Raw genomic sequence first — 14,263 nt, 5'->3', positions numbered from 1 at the left:
CTTATTTTAATTTCTTCTCAATTTGCGCTAAAGGAACTGCACCAGCAATACGGGAGCCATCTGTAAAGAACATGGCCGGTGTTCCAGTGACGCCTAATTTCTTGGCTAGAGATGTGTTGCGGTCAAGTGGCGTCGCGCACTCACCATTACCGCTTGGAGTTTGATTCTCAAGCATCCAGGCATTCCATGCCTTGTTGCGATCGGATGCACACCAAATTTGTTTGGATTTTGTTGCGGAGTCCGCTGATAGCAAAGGTACTAGGAATGTATAAATGGTCACGTTATCCAGTTGTTGGAATGACTTTTCTAATTTTTTGCAAAAACCACAGTTAGGGTCTGCAAAAACCGCAAGTTGGCGTGTGCCATTTCCGCGTACAACTTTGATAGCGTCATTGAGAGGCAAGTCTGACCATTTAATACGATTCAAATCGTTACTGCGTTGTTCCGTTAGATTGATGCCTGTTTTAAGGTCGATCAATTCACCTTGAACAAGGTAGCGTGCGCTGGCGTCAGCGTACACCACATCATTACCAATGGCGACTTCATATAAGCCGGAAACAGGTGTGCCGCGAACTGCTGTGATTTTTGCGCGCTCACCTAACTGTTTTTGAAGCTCTGTTTTTATTTTTTGCTCTGCGGCATTTTGTGCATGCGCAGTTGTGCCACTTACAGCTGCTACTAGAGCAAGTGCCAGTGCTTGAAAATGCATTTTTGAAAATGAAGTCATAAATACCTTATTGAATAAATGGAGTTACTTTGATTAAGAAAGTGCTTTTTTAATAAGTTGTCGTTTTAAAAAACGGCTACGGTTCACTAGACCCATGCCCATGTTTCTAACTGTTTTCAATAAACCACTTGGGCTGGCAAATAATTTCTGTAATTGGTCTGTTGTAAAAAGTAATGCGTCTGTGTCGCCATGACGGGAGCGTTCATAACGCCTTAAAAGAACAGGGTCATCAATGCTTCTAAAAGCTTCTTTAGTTTCTATCAGTTGTCCGAGAGTAGCGACATCTCTTAAGCCTAGATTAAGACCCTGGCCTGCTAAGGGATGCATCACGTGAGCAGCGTCACCGATCAAAATGATTCGAGGATGTTGGTCTGGTGCAATGATGCGTTGCGCTTTCATTCTGCGTAAAGGAAAGTTCTTAGGATTGGTGATGACTTTCAGTGTTCCAAAGCGCTGACGCACAGAGCCAAAAGCTGCAGCCATCACTGCAGAGGAGAGGGTCTCAGGATTGCATTGTTGAAGCTGTTCAGCATGCGCTGCTTGCGCAGACCAAACCATAGAGAGTTTTTTATTGGGAAGTGGCAAGAGTGCCAGTATTTCACCATTTTCTAAAAACCATTGGCAGGCTGTCCCTTGATGATCGAGCTCACATTCAAAATTAGCAACTACTGCTGTTTGGCCATAATCATTAATAGGGGTTTCAATTTGAAGCTTTTCTCGAATCGGTGATCGAGCCCCATCCGCTGCTATGAGGAGTTTTGCAGTAAAGCTTTGGCCTGATTCGGTATGAACCGTCACAGCATCTTTTGTTGAGATGAAGTCGGATATTTTGTCGGTAATGCGCTGAATATTGCCTTGAAATTGAGAGGCCGCATCCAAGGTTCTTTCAATATGACTGGCTTCTACAATCCAGGCTAATTGCGGTACGGTAGCGCTATAGGCCGAGAAGTGGAGCTCATCCTGGGCTTGCCCGCTGTCACCAAAAATTCGCATGTCACTGACGATTTGAGTGCGCCCATGATCCATCGCTGCCCAGACATTCATATCCGAGAGTAATTGTTGGCTACTCGACGATAAGGCATAAATTCGGCTATCCCAAGTCAAATCATCATTACAATGGATGCCTGGATCGAAATTGGGTGCTATGTGCACTATCTTTAAGCCTAAACGGGCTAATCGAAGTGCAGTTGCCTTTCCGGCAATACCAGCACCAACAATAATAAGATCGTAACTGTTCATATTGGAATAATAACTCGCTATGTCATTGAAATGCGGTATCGTCGGCCTACCTAACGTTGGCAAATCAACTTTGTTTAATGCTCTTACCAAAGCGGGTATTGCAGCAGAAAATTACCCTTTCTGCACGATCGAGCCTAACGTAGGCGTTGTGGAGGTTCCTGATCCTCGTTTAGCCAAGCTGGCTGAGATTGTGAAGCCTGAACGAGTTTTACCTGCAGTGGTTGAATTTGTTGATATTGCGGGCTTAGTGGCTGGCGCATCCAAGGGCGAGGGCTTAGGAAACCAGTTTTTAGCCAATATTCGTGAAACAGATGCCATTACCCATGTGGTGCGCTGTTTTGAAGATGGTAACGTGATTCACGTGGCTGGCAAAGTTGATCCACTTTCAGATATTGGCGTTATTGACACAGAGTTAGCGCTAGCGGATCTCACAACAGTTGATAAAGCATTTGCCCGTTATTCAAAAGCTGCTAAATCAGGTAATGACAAAGAAGCTAATGCTTTAGCTCCCCTGTTAGCAAAGGTTCAGGCACAGTTAAATCAAGCCTTACCCGTGCGTGCGATGGGTTTAAGTGATGAGGATTTGGCGTTATTGAAGCCATTTTGTTTGATTACAGCAAAGCCTGTAATGTATGTTGCCAACGTGAAAGATGATGGTTTTGAAAATAACCCTCATTTGGATGTAGTTAAAGCGCATGCTGCTAAAGAGAAAGCGCCGGTAGTAGCTGTTTGTGCTGCTATCGAAGCTGAAATTGCTGAATTAGAGGATGAAGATAAAAAGGCATTCTTAGGCGATATGGGAATGGATGAACCAGGTCTTGATCGTGTGATTCGTGCTGGGTTTGGTTTGCTGGGCTTACAAACTTATTTCACGGCAGGCGTGAAAGAAGTTAGAGCTTGGACAATTCATGTGGGAGATACGGCACCTCAAGCTGCGGGCGTGATCCACACGGATTTTGAGCGTGGTTTTATTCGTGCGCAAACTATTTCTTATGATGACTTCATCACCTTCAAAGGTGAATCAGGCGCTAAAGAAGCTGGCAAGATGAGAGCAGAGGGCAAAGAGTATGTTGTTAAAGATGGTGATGTTCTGAACTTCTTGTTTAACGTTTAATTACTAATAAGAGGTCCATAAGCAGATGACTAGCCCAGTCATTCGAGTTGTTCATAGTCGAACCAAGGAAGGTTGTCACGCAGCCTATGAGGCTTTGATTTTGGGGATGTTTGAGTCAATGAGGCATTTCCCCGGATTTCTCGGCTCTGAGCTTCTGCCACCATTATCTGGTGCGGATGAATATCAGGTGATCGTCAAATTCTCATCACAAAAAGATTTAGATCTTTGGGATAGTTCACAAAAAAGACAAATGTGGCATGCGCGTTTTCGACCACTCTTGGCCGCCGATCCTGAGTACCATCTATTGACTGGTTTAGAAGCTTGGTTTTCTCTGCCAGAGGTTCCTGTTGGTAAAAAGCCACCTCGAAATAAGATGGCTTTGATCACTTGGTTGGGCATTTGGCCAACAGCATCCTTTTTCTTATATTTCTTAACTCCATATATAGAGCCTTTGCCTTATTTACTTCGAACGGCAATAGTGACAGGCTTGGTTGTTATCGTCATGACCTATTTATTAATGCCACGTCTCGTTCAGGTTTTTAAAAGCTGGTTGAGTTAGGGATGTTGGGCTTTAGAGCAACTAGGGGTTTACTCTAAATCTCGAGAAATATTGATTATTTCGGAAATATTTGGTTTAGGATATTCTTTTTACCTATACGGAGATATTCATGAAACTCTATTACGCTTCAGGTGCTTGTTCTTTAGCAGTTCACATCGTCCTTTGTGAGACTGGTTTGCCATTCGAAAAAGAATCAGTCGATTTGGGAACAAAGAAGACAGCCGGTGGTGCTGATTTCACCGCAATTAATGCGAAAGGGTATATCCCCGCGCTTCAGTTAGATAGTGGTGAGTTACTCACTGAGGGACCAGCAATTAATCAATATTTAGCAGATTTAGTTCCTGAGAAAAAATTAGCGCCAGCCAATGGAACTTTAGATCGAGTACGCCTGCAGTCATGGTTAACTTTCATCGGCACAGAGTTACATAAATCTTTTACACCTCTTTTCCACCCGAATACAGATGATGTGAAATCACAAGCTAAAACCAATATTGCGAAGCGATTAACTTATGTGAATCAAGAGTTAGCAGGAAAGCAATATTTAGTAGGGGATCAATTCACTATTGCTGATGCTTATTTGTTTACCGTGATCGGTTGGATGGGTTTCTTAGCTATGCCAACAGATGCTTATCCAAATATTCAGGCGTTGGTCGCTAAAGTAGCGGCACGTCCAGCTGTTCAAGCTGCGATGAAGGCTGAAGGTTTGATTAAGTAATTATCAATTTTGATGAAAAAACAACTTGCCTCTCTTGCTGCTTTACTGAGCACAGTATTTTTTAATGTCTCTGTCTATGCAGCGAGTGAGCAAGATCTTCAAAATAGTTTTGATCCGTATGTAAAAGGCTTTCCTCAATTTAAAGAGTTAAAGCCTGGTTTAGTAATTGATAAAACCAACCTAGAGCAATTCAAAGCTATCTTAGATCCTGGTTTGCAGTACGTTATTCAAAATGATTGGCACCAAATCAAAGTAGGGCCAAGTACTCAATTTCAGATCAATCAAAAATTTATTGAGGCCAGTAGGCAGAATCTTAATAAGGCTCAACTTGGTGAAAAGGTTGGAGATATCAATCACTATATCTCTGGGCGTCCATTCATTGAAGAACCTGACTTAAAAGATCCACGCGCCGGTGAAAAATTAGCTTGGAATTTCAGGGCTGGTGCGGGTGTCGGTGATAGTGGGGTGATCTATCCATTCTATTGGCGTTATCGAGATCTAATGAGCGGCAAGATTGAGAAGACAGTGAAGTTTTCTTTCAATATTCTTAAATTTAAGCATCGTGTTGAAGAGCCAGCTCCGGAGATTAAGCCTAATTCTGCTGATTTAGCGGTGGCTATTTATGCCAAAGTTTTTGAACCGCAAGACCTTAAAAATACCCAGCTATTAATTTTGCATGCTGATAATGATCACAAACCACAAGATGCTTATATGTATTTGGGGTTTCAACGTCGTGTGCGCCGTATGGCACCCGGTCAATACACCGATGCATTTTTAGGCTCTGATGTGATGATTGAAGATTTTGAGGGATTTAATGGAAGAATCTCTGATATGAAATGGCATTACAAAGGGGCTCAGAATCTTTTGTTACCCATGTTCAACCATCGTGAGATGAAATTAGCAACAGATTTGCCGATTGAAAAGGATGGCTACCAATTTATTGATGTGAATGGACAAGGCGGCTGTTTCCCTGATGTCACATGGCAATTGCGCAAAACCTTTATCTTAGAAGTTGAGCCACTTGATCCTAAACATCCTATTAGTAAAAGAATGTTTTATTTAGATGCGCAATCAATGCATATCGTTAGAACCTTAATCTACGATCGCAAAGGACAATTGTGGAAGGTGGGTACTTTGGGTAAGACTCATCCAGATGCACATTTACCAGAGAATAAAAATTTGGGATCTCCAGTAGACGATATCTTTTCGGCAGTCGATGTTCAAACTAAGCATTGCACAACTGGGCAATTTAAGACAAAAGTTGATCACAAAGCTAATCCAACCTCACTTTTTCAAGTTCAAAACTTAAGAGGCGGTGATTAAAACGAAAGTTTTTGACCCATATCTAGTAAATAAGGGTAAACATGGGTAGTTCGTCTGAGTTGCTAAGCGCAATCTATTTATAAGATTCTTAGGGCTTACCCTTAAATCTCGAGAATACTATAATATTTCGGGAATATTCAATTATTATTCGATGGTTAAATAGAAGACTTATCTATTAGAGTTTTTTAAAGGTATAGGTGACGAAATGGCAGAAGAGTTCAACCCTGAAAAAAGATTTGTCAGGTTCATAGAGAAACGTGATGATGGTTTTGTTGAGTTTGAGTTCGCTGTTGGCGAACCTGAAATTTTTGCCGAAATGATTCTAAAAGCAGAAGATTATGAAATCTTCTGCAAAGAACAAGGTGTGGTGATGATTGACGAAGATTCCAATCCCATCGATAAATCGGATGATTTTGAATGGCGCTTGCGTGATGCCACTCAAAAAAGATTGGATAAGTAATTTAAGAATTAATTAAATTAATAGAGATATTTTTAAAATTAGGGAAAATAGAAAATGGCAAACGTATTTATTGCATTCCAAACCAATCCAGAAAGTCGTTATATTGTTGAGGCAATTCTTGAAGACAATCCAGGTGCTGTGGTTGACGAGCAGCCAGCGATGGTCAAAATTGATGTGCCGAATAAAATGGTTATTAAACGTGCAACCATTGAAGAAAAAATGGGGCGAGATTTTGAGTTGCAAGAAATGCATATGCACTTGATTACTCTATCAGGCAACGTTGACGAAGATGATGAGCAGTTTGTTTTAGAGTGGAAGTCTTAACAAGACATATAGTATTACTAAGCCACTGCATCAGTTGCATTTGGCATACCTTTTATATAGCTATTATTTGTGAGTTTTTATGTCATATGAATTAACCATTGAACCGCTTGGTCAAACAATCGAAGTTGAAGAAGGTCAGACAATTCTTGATGCTGCTCTTAGAGCAGGTATTTATTTGCCACACGCCTGTTGTCATGGTCTTTGTGCCACTTGTAAGGTGCAGGTGGTTGATGGTGAAGTGGAGCATGGTGAAGCATCAACTTTTGCTTTAATGGATTTTGAGCGAGAAGAGCAAAAGTGTTTGGCTTGTTGCGCTACTTTGCAAAGTGACGTGACGATTGAAGCTGACATTGATGAGGATCCAGATGCTAGAGTCATTCCGGTGGTTGACTATGAAGGCGTTGTTTCTCGTATCGAAAATTTAACGCCAACAATTAAAGGCATTTGGTTAAAGCTTGATGGCGATAAAAAAGTCGACTTTCAGGCAGGGCAGTATGTCAATTTAGAAATCCCAGCATTGAATCAGAGTCGTGCATTTTCATTAGCTAATGCGCCGCACGATGGTGAAGTTGAGTTAAATATTCGTATTGTTCCTGGTGGTTTGGTGACAACCTATATTCATGAGCAACTAAAAGTTGGTGACAAGCTGAAGTTAAGCGGCCCCTATGGGCGTTTCTTTGTTAAGAAATCAACCAATACACCAATGTTATTTATTGCAGGTGGATCTGGCTTATCAAGCCCTAAGAGCATGATTTTGGATTTGCTCAATGAAGGATGTGAATTGCCAATGACGTTGATGTATGGTGCAAGATCGCAAACAGAACTTTATTATGATCAAGAATTTAAAGCTTTGGCTGCTAAGCATCCTAACTTTACTTACATAGCTGCATTATCTGATGAGCCCGCTGACTCTGGATGGACGGGACCTAGAGGTTTTGTTCATGAAGCTGCTAAAGCTCACTTTAACAATGACTTTAGTGGACGTAAAGCCTACTTATGTGGTCCGCCGCCGATGATTGAGGCCGCCATCACAACGTTGATGCAGGGTCGTTTATATGAACGAGATATCTATGCTGAGAAGTTTATTTCAGCCGTGGACTCTACTAATACGGTTCGTAGTCCACTCTTCAAAAATATTTAATCGGCTTGTTGATTAAATATCCCTTCGGGAAGCTTTGATACCAAGGAATAGGTCAGCTTAATATGCTGACCGAGCAGCCTGGTACAAAGCTTGATGTCTCTATTTAAGGCAGCAGATTTAAGTGCCTCATGCTCTGCATGTACATCTCGCGCGTTATCTTTTCTAAAACGCATAGCTATTCGTCTATAGCGTTCTGAGTGGTGATAAAGAATCCCAATAAATTGCAGCAACCATTTTGATGGGCAGGCTGAAACTAAAGCGGAGTGAAACTCTTCATTTCTTTGCTCCCATTCATGAAAGAAACTATCCTCTTGACCGTCTGCTGTTTTACCCAACTTCTTCTCTGCCAGCGTCAGGCGGTGATAGGCTGCAATCACATCCGCTTCCCATTTGTCGTTGCCGTAAGTCATCGATTGGGAAAGTGCTTCCATTTCTAGCATGACTCTCATTTCAGTAATGTCTAAAAAGTCAGCCAAAGACATGGGGCTAACCGTAAAGCCTTTTTGTCCTTGAGTAAAAACTAAGCTATCAGCAACCAAGAGTGCTAAAGCCTCACGCAGGGTCCCTGCGCCAACGTTATATCTATCTTTTAAGTGTTCAACTCGTAATTTAGTCGACGGGGAATGAACGCCATTAATAATGTCGCGTCTTAGCGCTAAGTAGGCACCTTCAACCAGTGTTTTGGGCACTGGCGTTTTAGGTACAAATGAAGACTGAGGAACTAAATGCATGATTTTTATGGAATATCTTATTTTTTATGAATTATCGATATTTTGCCGTGTCTTGAATGGTTTGAGTAAAAAAAACGAGGCTTTTAGGGAAAACACTCATTGTGATAAATCATCAGGTATTTCAAAATAATCTCGAGATTAATAGGTACAATCGAGAAAGCAGATGTCTCATAAGGTATTCATTGAAGATACTCAAGAAGAGTATAGCTGTCGTGAAGACCAGCATTTATTAGCTGGTATGGAGGCGCTTGGTCGTAAAGGAATACCGGTAGGTTGTCGCGGTGGCGGTTGTGGTGTTTGCAAGATAGAAATTACCAGCGGTGAATATACCAAGCGTGTGATGAGTCGAGATCACGTAACAGTTGAAGAAGAGGCTAGAGGTTGCGTCTTGGCTTGTCGAGTGAAGCCGCAATCGGATATCCGATTAAGAGTCGTTGGAAAGATGAAAAAGAATGTTGTAAGAGGCATTACAGAAACAATAGAGAAGTAACTTATTAACACTAATTTTTAGTAGATTTAACAGGAGAAAAGCATGCCAATGACAGGTGTTTTGCGTCCAGGCCACGCACAAATTCGCGTTCTAGATATGGATGAATCCGTACATTTTTATACCAATGTGTTGGGTTTAAAAGAAACAGGTCGCGATAAATCCGGCCGTGTGTACTTCAAGACTTGGGATGAGCGTGATCACAACAGTGTGATTTTGCGTCAAGCCGATCGTGCTGGCATGGATTTCTTTGGTTTCAAAGTTGAAAGCAAAGAAGTCCTTGAGAATTTAGACAAGGCTTTAAAAGCGTATGGAGTAACAACAGAGCGTATGCCAGCAGGTGAATTAATGGAGACCGGTGAGCGTGTCAGATTTAAGGCGCCAACAGGACATACATTTGAACTCTATGCTGAAAAAAATCATGTGGGTAATGGCTTGGGTGATGTAGCTCCAGAAGCTTGGAACCCTGATCAAAAAGGTATTTCTCCAGTGCGTATGGACCATGCGTTGCTTTACGGTAAAGACATCGATGGCACAAGAAAATTATTTGAAGATGTATTCGGTTTCCGCGTGACTGAGCGTGTGAAGTTAGAGGACAAAACGACTGATTTAGCAGCGTTTATTACTTGTTCAACGAAGGCTCATGATTTGGCTTTGGTTCGCCATGGTGAAGATGACAAATTGCATCATGTTTCATTCTTGCTAGATTCTTGGGAGCAAGTGCTTCGTGCTGCTGACATCATGAGTATGAATCGTGTCTCAATTGATATCGGTCCTACACGTCACGGTATTACACGTGGCGCAACCATTTACTTCTTTGACCCATCAGGCAATCGTTTAGAAACTTTCTGTGGTGGCTATGAGTGGTATCCAGACATGCATGAGATTACTTGGCCAATCGAAGAAGTGGGCCGTGCAATTTTCTATCACGATCGTAAATTGAATGAAGCTTTCTTGGCCGTGGTGACCTAATGAGTCATTTTGTATCTCAAAAAATCGTTAGTTCTGATGCTGCTGCAAAAATAACTCAAGGCGCCATTGAAAAAGCCAATGAGTTAGGCATCAAAATTAATGTGGCTGTCACGGACTCGAGTGGAGTCCTGATGGCTTTTTTGAGAATGCCGGGAGCATTTTTACACTCAATCGATATTGCTATCGATAAAGCCTATACCGCTGCAAGTTTTGGTTTTCCAACCAGTCAGTGGATGAGCATCATTCAGGATGATCCGGCGTTAAGGGAAGGTATTGTGCAGCGAGAGCGTTTGGTCATTTTTGGTGGTGGTGTCCCCATACAAATTGATGGTGAATTAATCGGTGGGGTTGGCGTCTCTGGTGGTTCTGCAGAAGAAGATGAAATTTGTGCGCTAGCAGGAATTTCAAAGATTAAATAATTAATAAAACGAATAGAAAACAACATGAAACAATTTCTAAACTTCATTAACGGTGAGTTTGTTGCCACCGATAAAACATTTGAAAAACGCGCCCCTGTTAGTAATCAGGTGATTGGTATGGTTCACGAGGCGGGACTATCTGAAGTGGATCAGGCAGTAACAGCTGCAAGAGAGGCGCTAAAAGGGGATTGGGGAAAACTAACAACGGTCAAGCGCGTTGAAATGTTGTATGCCGTTGCAGATGAGATTAATCGCCGTTTTGATGATTTTTTAGAAGCTGAAATTGCCGATACTGGTAAACCAAGATCTTTGGCATCTCATATTGATATTCCACGCGGTGCGGCCAACTTTAAAGTATTTGCGGACATTATTAAAAATGTACCAAACGAAACATTCCAAATGGACACGCCAGATGGTGGTAAGGCAATTAATTACGCTATCCGTAAACCTTTAGGTGTGATTGGTGTTGTTTGCCCTTGGAACTTGCCATTGTTATTGATGACATGGAAAGTTGGCCCAGCATTAGCTTGCGGCAATACAGTTGTCATCAAGCCTTCAGAAGAAACTCCAGGAACTGCCACACTATTAGGGGAAGTGTTTGATAAGGTTGGCGTGCCTAAAGGTGTTTATAACGTGGTGCATGGTTTTGGCCCTAATTCTGCTGGCGAATTTTTAACGAAGCATCAAGGCGTGAATGGCATTACCTTTACTGGTGAAACCAGAACGGGTGAAGCTATCATGGCAGCAGCTGCAAAAGGTGTTCGTCCAGTTTCATTTGAGTTGGGTGGCAAGAATGCAGCGATTGTTTTTGAAGATTGCGATTTCGACAAAGCTATTGCAGGCGTTACACGTTCAGCATTTGAGAATTGTGGTCAAGTATGTTTAGGTACTGAGCGCGTTTATGTTCAAAGACCTATTTTTGATAAATTTGTTGCGGCTCTTAAAGTAAAAGCTGAGGGTCTTAAAGTTGGACCATCCAATGAGCCAGGCGTCGGTTTGGGGCCATTGATCTCTGCTGAACATAAAGAAAAAGTCACATCCTACTATGCCAAAGCTGTTGCTGAGGGTGCAACAGTTGTTACAGGTGGTGGAACACCCAAGATGGCTGATGAGTTTAAAGATGGTCATTGGGTTCAGCCAACTATTTGGACAGGGTTACCAGAAACTGCTTCAGTGATTCGTGAAGAAATTTTTGGGCCATGCTGTCATATTGCACCATTTGATACCGAAGAAGAAGCGATTGAATTGGCAAATAACACAACATATGGTTTGGCAACATCTGTTTGGACAGAGAATTTGGGCCGGGCGCATCGCATGGCTGAAGCCATTGAAGTGGGCTTATGTTGGATTAATAGCTGGTTTTTGCGTGATTTGCGTACACCTTTTGGTGGAGCAAAAGGTTCAGGTATTGGACGTGAAGGTGGCGTTCACTCATTAGAGTTTTATACTGAGCTACGCAACGTTTGCGTCAAACTTTAATAAGCAAATTTCTAGAGAAATGAAGAGATAAAAATGGCTATGGATAAAAAAATTATCACTGATTTGGGTGATGAACTTTACAACGCATTAAAAAATCGTCATGTGATTGATCCGCTTAGTAGCAGATATCCTGATATGACAGTTGAAGATGCGTATTCAGTTCAAGAGCGCATGATTGCTCGTCGTATCGAAGCAGGTGAGCGCATTGTGGGTAAAAAAATTGGTGTTACTTCAAAAGTAGTCATGAATATGTTGGGTGTTTATCGTCCAGATTTTGGTTATTTATTAGACGGCATGATTTACAACGAGGGTGAATCAATTGAATTTGATAGCATGATTCAACCTAAGGCTGAAGGTGAGATTGCCTTCATCTTGAAAAAAGACTTAATGGGCCCTGGTTTAAGTAATGCTGATATTTTGGCCGCTACTGAATGCGTGATGCCTTGTTTTGAAATTGTGGATTCAAGAATTCGTGATTGGAAAATCAAGATTCAAGATACCGTTGCTGATAACGCTTCTTGTGGTGTTTTTGTCTTGGGTGACAACGCAGTTGATCCAAAGAAAATTGACTTAAATACTTGCGGCATGATTTTAGAAAGAAATGGCGATATTTTTGCAACAGGTGCAGGCGCTGCAGCGTTAGGCTCTCCAGTGAATTCAATTACATGGTTGGCCAATACATTAGGTAGCTTAGGCGTTGGTTTAAAAGCCGGTGAAGTTGTTTTGTCTGGTGCATTAGCGGCTATGGCGCCAATTGCTAAGGGTGATAACTTCAGAGCAACGATAGGTGGTTTGGGCAGCTGTTCTGTTCGTTTTAGTTAATCACTATGGACCTAAAGATTGCAGGTAAAACCGCTTTAATTACCGGCTCAACAGCCGGTATTGGTTTTGCAATTGCTAAAACATTGGCAGAAAATGGCGCGCGAGTGATTGTGAATGGCAGAACCCAAGCATCTGTTGATCAAGCTATTGCCAAACTCTCCGAACGCGTGCCATCTAACTTGTTGCAAGGCTGTGCTGCAGACTTATCAAGTGCTGCCGGTGTAGAGAAACTCTTGGGTGCTCACAGTGATGTGGATATCTTAATTAACAATTTAGGTATTTTTGGCATTGTGCCATTTGCTGAAATTAGTGATGCAGAGTGGATGAGATTTTTTGAGGTGAATGTGATGAGTGGTGTGCGATTATCGCGCCACTATTTACCGCTCATGCTTAAGAAAAATTGGGGTCGCATTATTTTTATCTCAAGTGAGTCTGGTATTTGTCCCCCTGGGGATATGGTTCATTACGGGATGACAAAGACTGCCCAGTTATCTGTTTCTCGAGGTTTAGCTGAAGTGGCTGCAGGTACTGGGGTAACGGTTAACTCAGTTCTACCTGGGCCGACTAAAACAGAAGGCGCGGCTAACTTCTTTGCCTCTATGGCAAAAGATCAAGGTATTACGATTGAGGAGATGGAGCGTAAATTCTTTGCTGAAGGCCGTCCAACATCTTTAATCAAGCGATTTGTTTCACCAGAGGAAGTTGCTTCTATGGTGGCCTATATCAGTAGCCCATTATCAGCCGGAACAACTGGCGCAGCTTTGCATGTTGATGGTGGTGTGATTCGTAGCATTGTTTAAATAATTATTGAATTTGATAAATAAGGTGTTCTTAAATGAAAAAAATTAAATGTGCATTGATTGGTCCTGGAAATATTGGTACTGATCTATTAGCGAAATTACAAAGAAGCCCAGTATTGGAGCCAGTATGGATGGTGGGTATTGATCCTGAGTCTGATGGTTTAAAGCGTGCTCGTGAGATGGGTATCAAGACAACTTCAGATGGCGTTGATGGTTTGTTGCCACACGTTAAAGCTGACGGGGTTCAAATTGCGTTTGATGCAACTTCTGCTTATGTTCATGCTGAGAACTCACGTAAATTAAATGAATTGGGTGTGTTAATGATTGACTTAACGCCTGCGGCGATTGGTCCTTATTGCATTCCACCGGTGAACTTGAAAGAGCACTTGGGTAAAAAAGAAATGAACGTGAACATGGTGACATGTGGCGGTCAGGCAACTATTCCAATGGTGGCGGCAGTTTCACGTGTGCAAAAAGTACTTTATGGTGAAATTGTTGCGACAGTATCTAGCCGTTCAATTGGTCCTGGAACACGTAAGAATATTGATGAGTTCACACGAACAACAGCGGGTGCTGTTGAAAAAGTAGGTGGCGCAGAAAAAGGTAAAGCCATCATTATCGTTAATCCAGCAGAACCTCCATTGATGATGCGTGACACGATTCACTGTTTGGTCGAAGGTGAGCCAGATCAAGCCAAAATTACGGCTTCGATTCATGACATGATCAAGGAAGTGCAAAAGTACGTTCCAGGCTATCGATTGGTGAACGGTCCAGTATTTGATGGCAATCGCGTATCTGTATTTATGGAAGTTGAAGGTTTAGGTGATTACTTGCCTAAATACGCTGGTAACTTAGACATCATGACTGCAGCTGCTGCAAGAACTGCTGAGATGTTTGCAGAAGAAATGTTGTCTGGCAAGTTGGTTTATTAATTAACCAATTAAAAGAATT

The 14,263-nt window shown here is 42.0% G+C and carries 17 protein-coding genes; 14 read left to right on the top strand and 3 right to left on the bottom strand.

What is annotated here, in order from left to right; all coding sequences use genetic code 11:
- Position 1: 1 nt before the first annotated feature.
- Both ICN28_RS05035 and ICN28_RS05030 read right to left on the bottom strand, forming a co-directional pair.
- A complete protein-coding gene (locus tag ICN28_RS05035; protein ID WP_216286658.1) occupies positions 2-727 on the bottom strand; it encodes a DsbC family protein in 726 nt (241 codons plus the stop codon).
- Positions 728-760: 33 nt separating this feature from the next.
- Positions 761-1,966 carry an FAD-dependent monooxygenase gene (locus ICN28_RS05030; protein WP_216286657.1) on the bottom strand — a complete coding sequence of 402 codons (1,206 nt, stop codon included), beginning with the start codon at positions 1,964-1,966 and terminating at the stop codon, positions 761-763.
- A 19-nt stretch (positions 1,967-1,985) separates the two neighbouring features.
- On the opposite strand from ICN28_RS05030, the gene ychF reads away from it, so the two are divergent.
- From ychF to ICN28_RS04995, 7 genes are all read left to right on the top strand, one after another.
- Positions 1,986-3,080: a redox-regulated ATPase YchF gene (gene ychF, locus ICN28_RS05025; protein ID WP_216286656.1), complete on the top strand. Its 1,095-nt coding sequence runs from the start codon at positions 1,986-1,988 to the stop codon at positions 3,078-3,080.
- A gap of 25 nt (positions 3,081-3,105) precedes the next feature.
- Positions 3,106-3,639, top strand: a complete 534-nt coding sequence (locus tag ICN28_RS05020; protein ID WP_216286655.1) for an antibiotic biosynthesis monooxygenase — start codon at positions 3,106-3,108, stop codon at positions 3,637-3,639.
- A 109-nt stretch (positions 3,640-3,748) separates the two neighbouring features.
- Positions 3,749-4,354, top strand: a complete 606-nt coding sequence (gene gstA / locus ICN28_RS05015; RefSeq protein ID WP_216286653.1) for a glutathione transferase GstA — start codon at positions 3,749-3,751, stop codon at positions 4,352-4,354.
- Between the two features lie 12 nt (positions 4,355-4,366).
- A complete protein-coding gene (locus tag ICN28_RS05010) occupies positions 4,367-5,677 on the top strand; it encodes a DUF1329 domain-containing protein (RefSeq protein WP_216286651.1) in 1,311 nt (436 codons plus the stop codon).
- A 205-nt stretch (positions 5,678-5,882) separates the two neighbouring features.
- The gene (locus tag ICN28_RS05005; RefSeq protein ID WP_216286649.1) at positions 5,883-6,137 is read left to right on the top strand and encodes a phenol hydroxylase subunit; all 255 of its coding nucleotides are present in this window, start codon (positions 5,883-5,885) and stop codon (positions 6,135-6,137) included.
- Positions 6,138-6,191: 54 nt separating this feature from the next.
- Entirely contained in the window at positions 6,192-6,461 is a 270-nt protein-coding gene (locus ICN28_RS05000; protein ID WP_216286647.1) for an MmoB/DmpM family protein, read from the top strand.
- A 79-nt stretch (positions 6,462-6,540) separates the two neighbouring features.
- Positions 6,541-7,602 carry an NADH:ubiquinone reductase (Na(+)-transporting) subunit F gene (locus ICN28_RS04995; RefSeq protein ID WP_216286644.1) on the top strand — a complete coding sequence of 354 codons (1,062 nt, stop codon included), beginning with the start codon at positions 6,541-6,543 and terminating at the stop codon, positions 7,600-7,602.
- Here ICN28_RS04995 and ICN28_RS04990 read toward each other — a convergent pair.
- Positions 7,599-8,333 (bottom strand): FCD domain-containing protein, encoded by a 735-nt coding sequence (locus ICN28_RS04990; protein ID WP_216286642.1) that lies wholly within the window; start codon positions 8,331-8,333, stop codon positions 7,599-7,601. The genes ICN28_RS04995 and ICN28_RS04990 overlap by 4 nt on opposite strands.
- A 163-nt stretch (positions 8,334-8,496) precedes the next feature.
- On the opposite strand from ICN28_RS04990, the gene ICN28_RS04985 reads away from it, so the two are divergent.
- From ICN28_RS04985 to ICN28_RS04955, 7 genes are read left to right on the top strand one after another with little or no spacing between them, the layout of a single operon-like run.
- Entirely contained in the window at positions 8,497-8,823 is a 327-nt protein-coding gene (locus tag ICN28_RS04985; protein WP_216286641.1) for a 2Fe-2S iron-sulfur cluster-binding protein, read from the top strand.
- A 42-nt stretch (positions 8,824-8,865) separates the two neighbouring features.
- Complete coding sequence (locus ICN28_RS04980; RefSeq protein ID WP_216286639.1) at positions 8,866-9,792, top strand: catechol 2,3-dioxygenase; 927 nt, start codon at positions 8,866-8,868, stop codon at positions 9,790-9,792.
- Complete coding sequence (locus ICN28_RS04975) at positions 9,792-10,211, top strand: heme-binding protein (RefSeq protein WP_216286637.1); 420 nt, start codon at positions 9,792-9,794, stop codon at positions 10,209-10,211. Before ICN28_RS04980 ends, ICN28_RS04975 begins: the two co-directional genes overlap by 1 nt.
- Before the next feature lie 24 nt (positions 10,212-10,235).
- Positions 10,236-11,690 (top strand): 2-hydroxymuconic semialdehyde dehydrogenase, encoded by a 1,455-nt coding sequence (locus ICN28_RS04970; RefSeq protein ID WP_216286635.1) that lies wholly within the window; start codon positions 10,236-10,238, stop codon positions 11,688-11,690.
- 39 nt (positions 11,691-11,729) lie between these two features.
- Positions 11,730-12,512 carry a 2-oxopent-4-enoate hydratase gene (gene dmpE / locus ICN28_RS04965; protein ID WP_216286916.1) on the top strand — a complete coding sequence of 261 codons (783 nt, stop codon included), beginning with the start codon at positions 11,730-11,732 and terminating at the stop codon, positions 12,510-12,512.
- A gap of 5 nt (positions 12,513-12,517) precedes the next feature.
- The gene (locus ICN28_RS04960; protein ID WP_216286633.1) at positions 12,518-13,312 is read left to right on the top strand and encodes an SDR family NAD(P)-dependent oxidoreductase; all 795 of its coding nucleotides are present in this window, start codon (positions 12,518-12,520) and stop codon (positions 13,310-13,312) included.
- Positions 13,313-13,347: 35 nt separating this feature from the next.
- The gene (locus tag ICN28_RS04955; RefSeq protein WP_216286632.1) at positions 13,348-14,244 is read left to right on the top strand and encodes an acetaldehyde dehydrogenase (acetylating); all 897 of its coding nucleotides are present in this window, start codon (positions 13,348-13,350) and stop codon (positions 14,242-14,244) included.
- Positions 14,245-14,263 lie beyond the last annotated feature (19 nt).

The sequence above is a fragment of the Polynucleobacter sp. 30F-ANTBAC genome (assembly GCF_018882385.1).
In the GTDB taxonomy this organism is placed as follows: domain Bacteria; phylum Pseudomonadota; class Gammaproteobacteria; order Burkholderiales; family Burkholderiaceae; genus Polynucleobacter.
The sequence above is the reverse complement of the archived record's forward strand: the minus strand, read 5'-3'. Positions and strand labels throughout refer to the sequence as shown.

Bases quoted from the DNA above. Each gene is read 5' to 3' on its own strand.
- ICN28_RS04985 (WP_216286641.1), top strand. From the start codon at position 8,497: ATGTCTCATAAGGTATTCATTGAAGATACTCAAGAAGAGTATAGCTGT.
- ICN28_RS04955 (WP_216286632.1), top strand. From the start codon at position 13,348: ATGAAAAAAATTAAATGTGCATTGATTGGTCCTGGAAATATTGGTACT.
- ychF (WP_216286656.1), top strand. From the start codon at position 1,986: ATGTCATTGAAATGCGGTATCGTCGGCCTACCTAACGTTGGCAAATCA.
- ICN28_RS04990 (WP_216286642.1), bottom strand. From the start codon at position 8,333: ATGCATTTAGTTCCTCAGTCTTCATTTGTACCTAAAACGCCAGTGCCC.
- ICN28_RS05020 (WP_216286655.1), top strand. From the start codon at position 3,106: ATGACTAGCCCAGTCATTCGAGTTGTTCATAGTCGAACCAAGGAAGGT.
- ICN28_RS05030 (WP_216286657.1), bottom strand. From the start codon at position 1,966: ATGAACAGTTACGATCTTATTATTGTTGGTGCTGGTATTGCCGGAAAG.
- ICN28_RS04995 (WP_216286644.1), top strand. From the start codon at position 6,541: ATGTCATATGAATTAACCATTGAACCGCTTGGTCAAACAATCGAAGTT.
- ICN28_RS05005 (WP_216286649.1), top strand. From the start codon at position 5,883: ATGGCAGAAGAGTTCAACCCTGAAAAAAGATTTGTCAGGTTCATAGAG.
- ICN28_RS04980 (WP_216286639.1), top strand. From the start codon at position 8,866: ATGCCAATGACAGGTGTTTTGCGTCCAGGCCACGCACAAATTCGCGTT.
- ICN28_RS05035 (WP_216286658.1), bottom strand. From the start codon at position 727: ATGACTTCATTTTCAAAAATGCATTTTCAAGCACTGGCACTTGCTCTA.
- ICN28_RS05010 (WP_216286651.1), top strand. From the start codon at position 4,367: ATGAAAAAACAACTTGCCTCTCTTGCTGCTTTACTGAGCACAGTATTT.
- dmpE (WP_216286916.1), top strand. From the start codon at position 11,730: ATGGATAAAAAAATTATCACTGATTTGGGTGATGAACTTTACAACGCA.
- gstA (WP_216286653.1), top strand. From the start codon at position 3,749: ATGAAACTCTATTACGCTTCAGGTGCTTGTTCTTTAGCAGTTCACATC.
- ICN28_RS05000 (WP_216286647.1), top strand. From the start codon at position 6,192: ATGGCAAACGTATTTATTGCATTCCAAACCAATCCAGAAAGTCGTTAT.
- ICN28_RS04970 (WP_216286635.1), top strand. From the start codon at position 10,236: ATGAAACAATTTCTAAACTTCATTAACGGTGAGTTTGTTGCCACCGAT.
- ICN28_RS04960 (WP_216286633.1), top strand. From the start codon at position 12,518: ATGGACCTAAAGATTGCAGGTAAAACCGCTTTAATTACCGGCTCAACA.
- ICN28_RS04975 (WP_216286637.1), top strand. From the start codon at position 9,792: ATGAGTCATTTTGTATCTCAAAAAATCGTTAGTTCTGATGCTGCTGCA.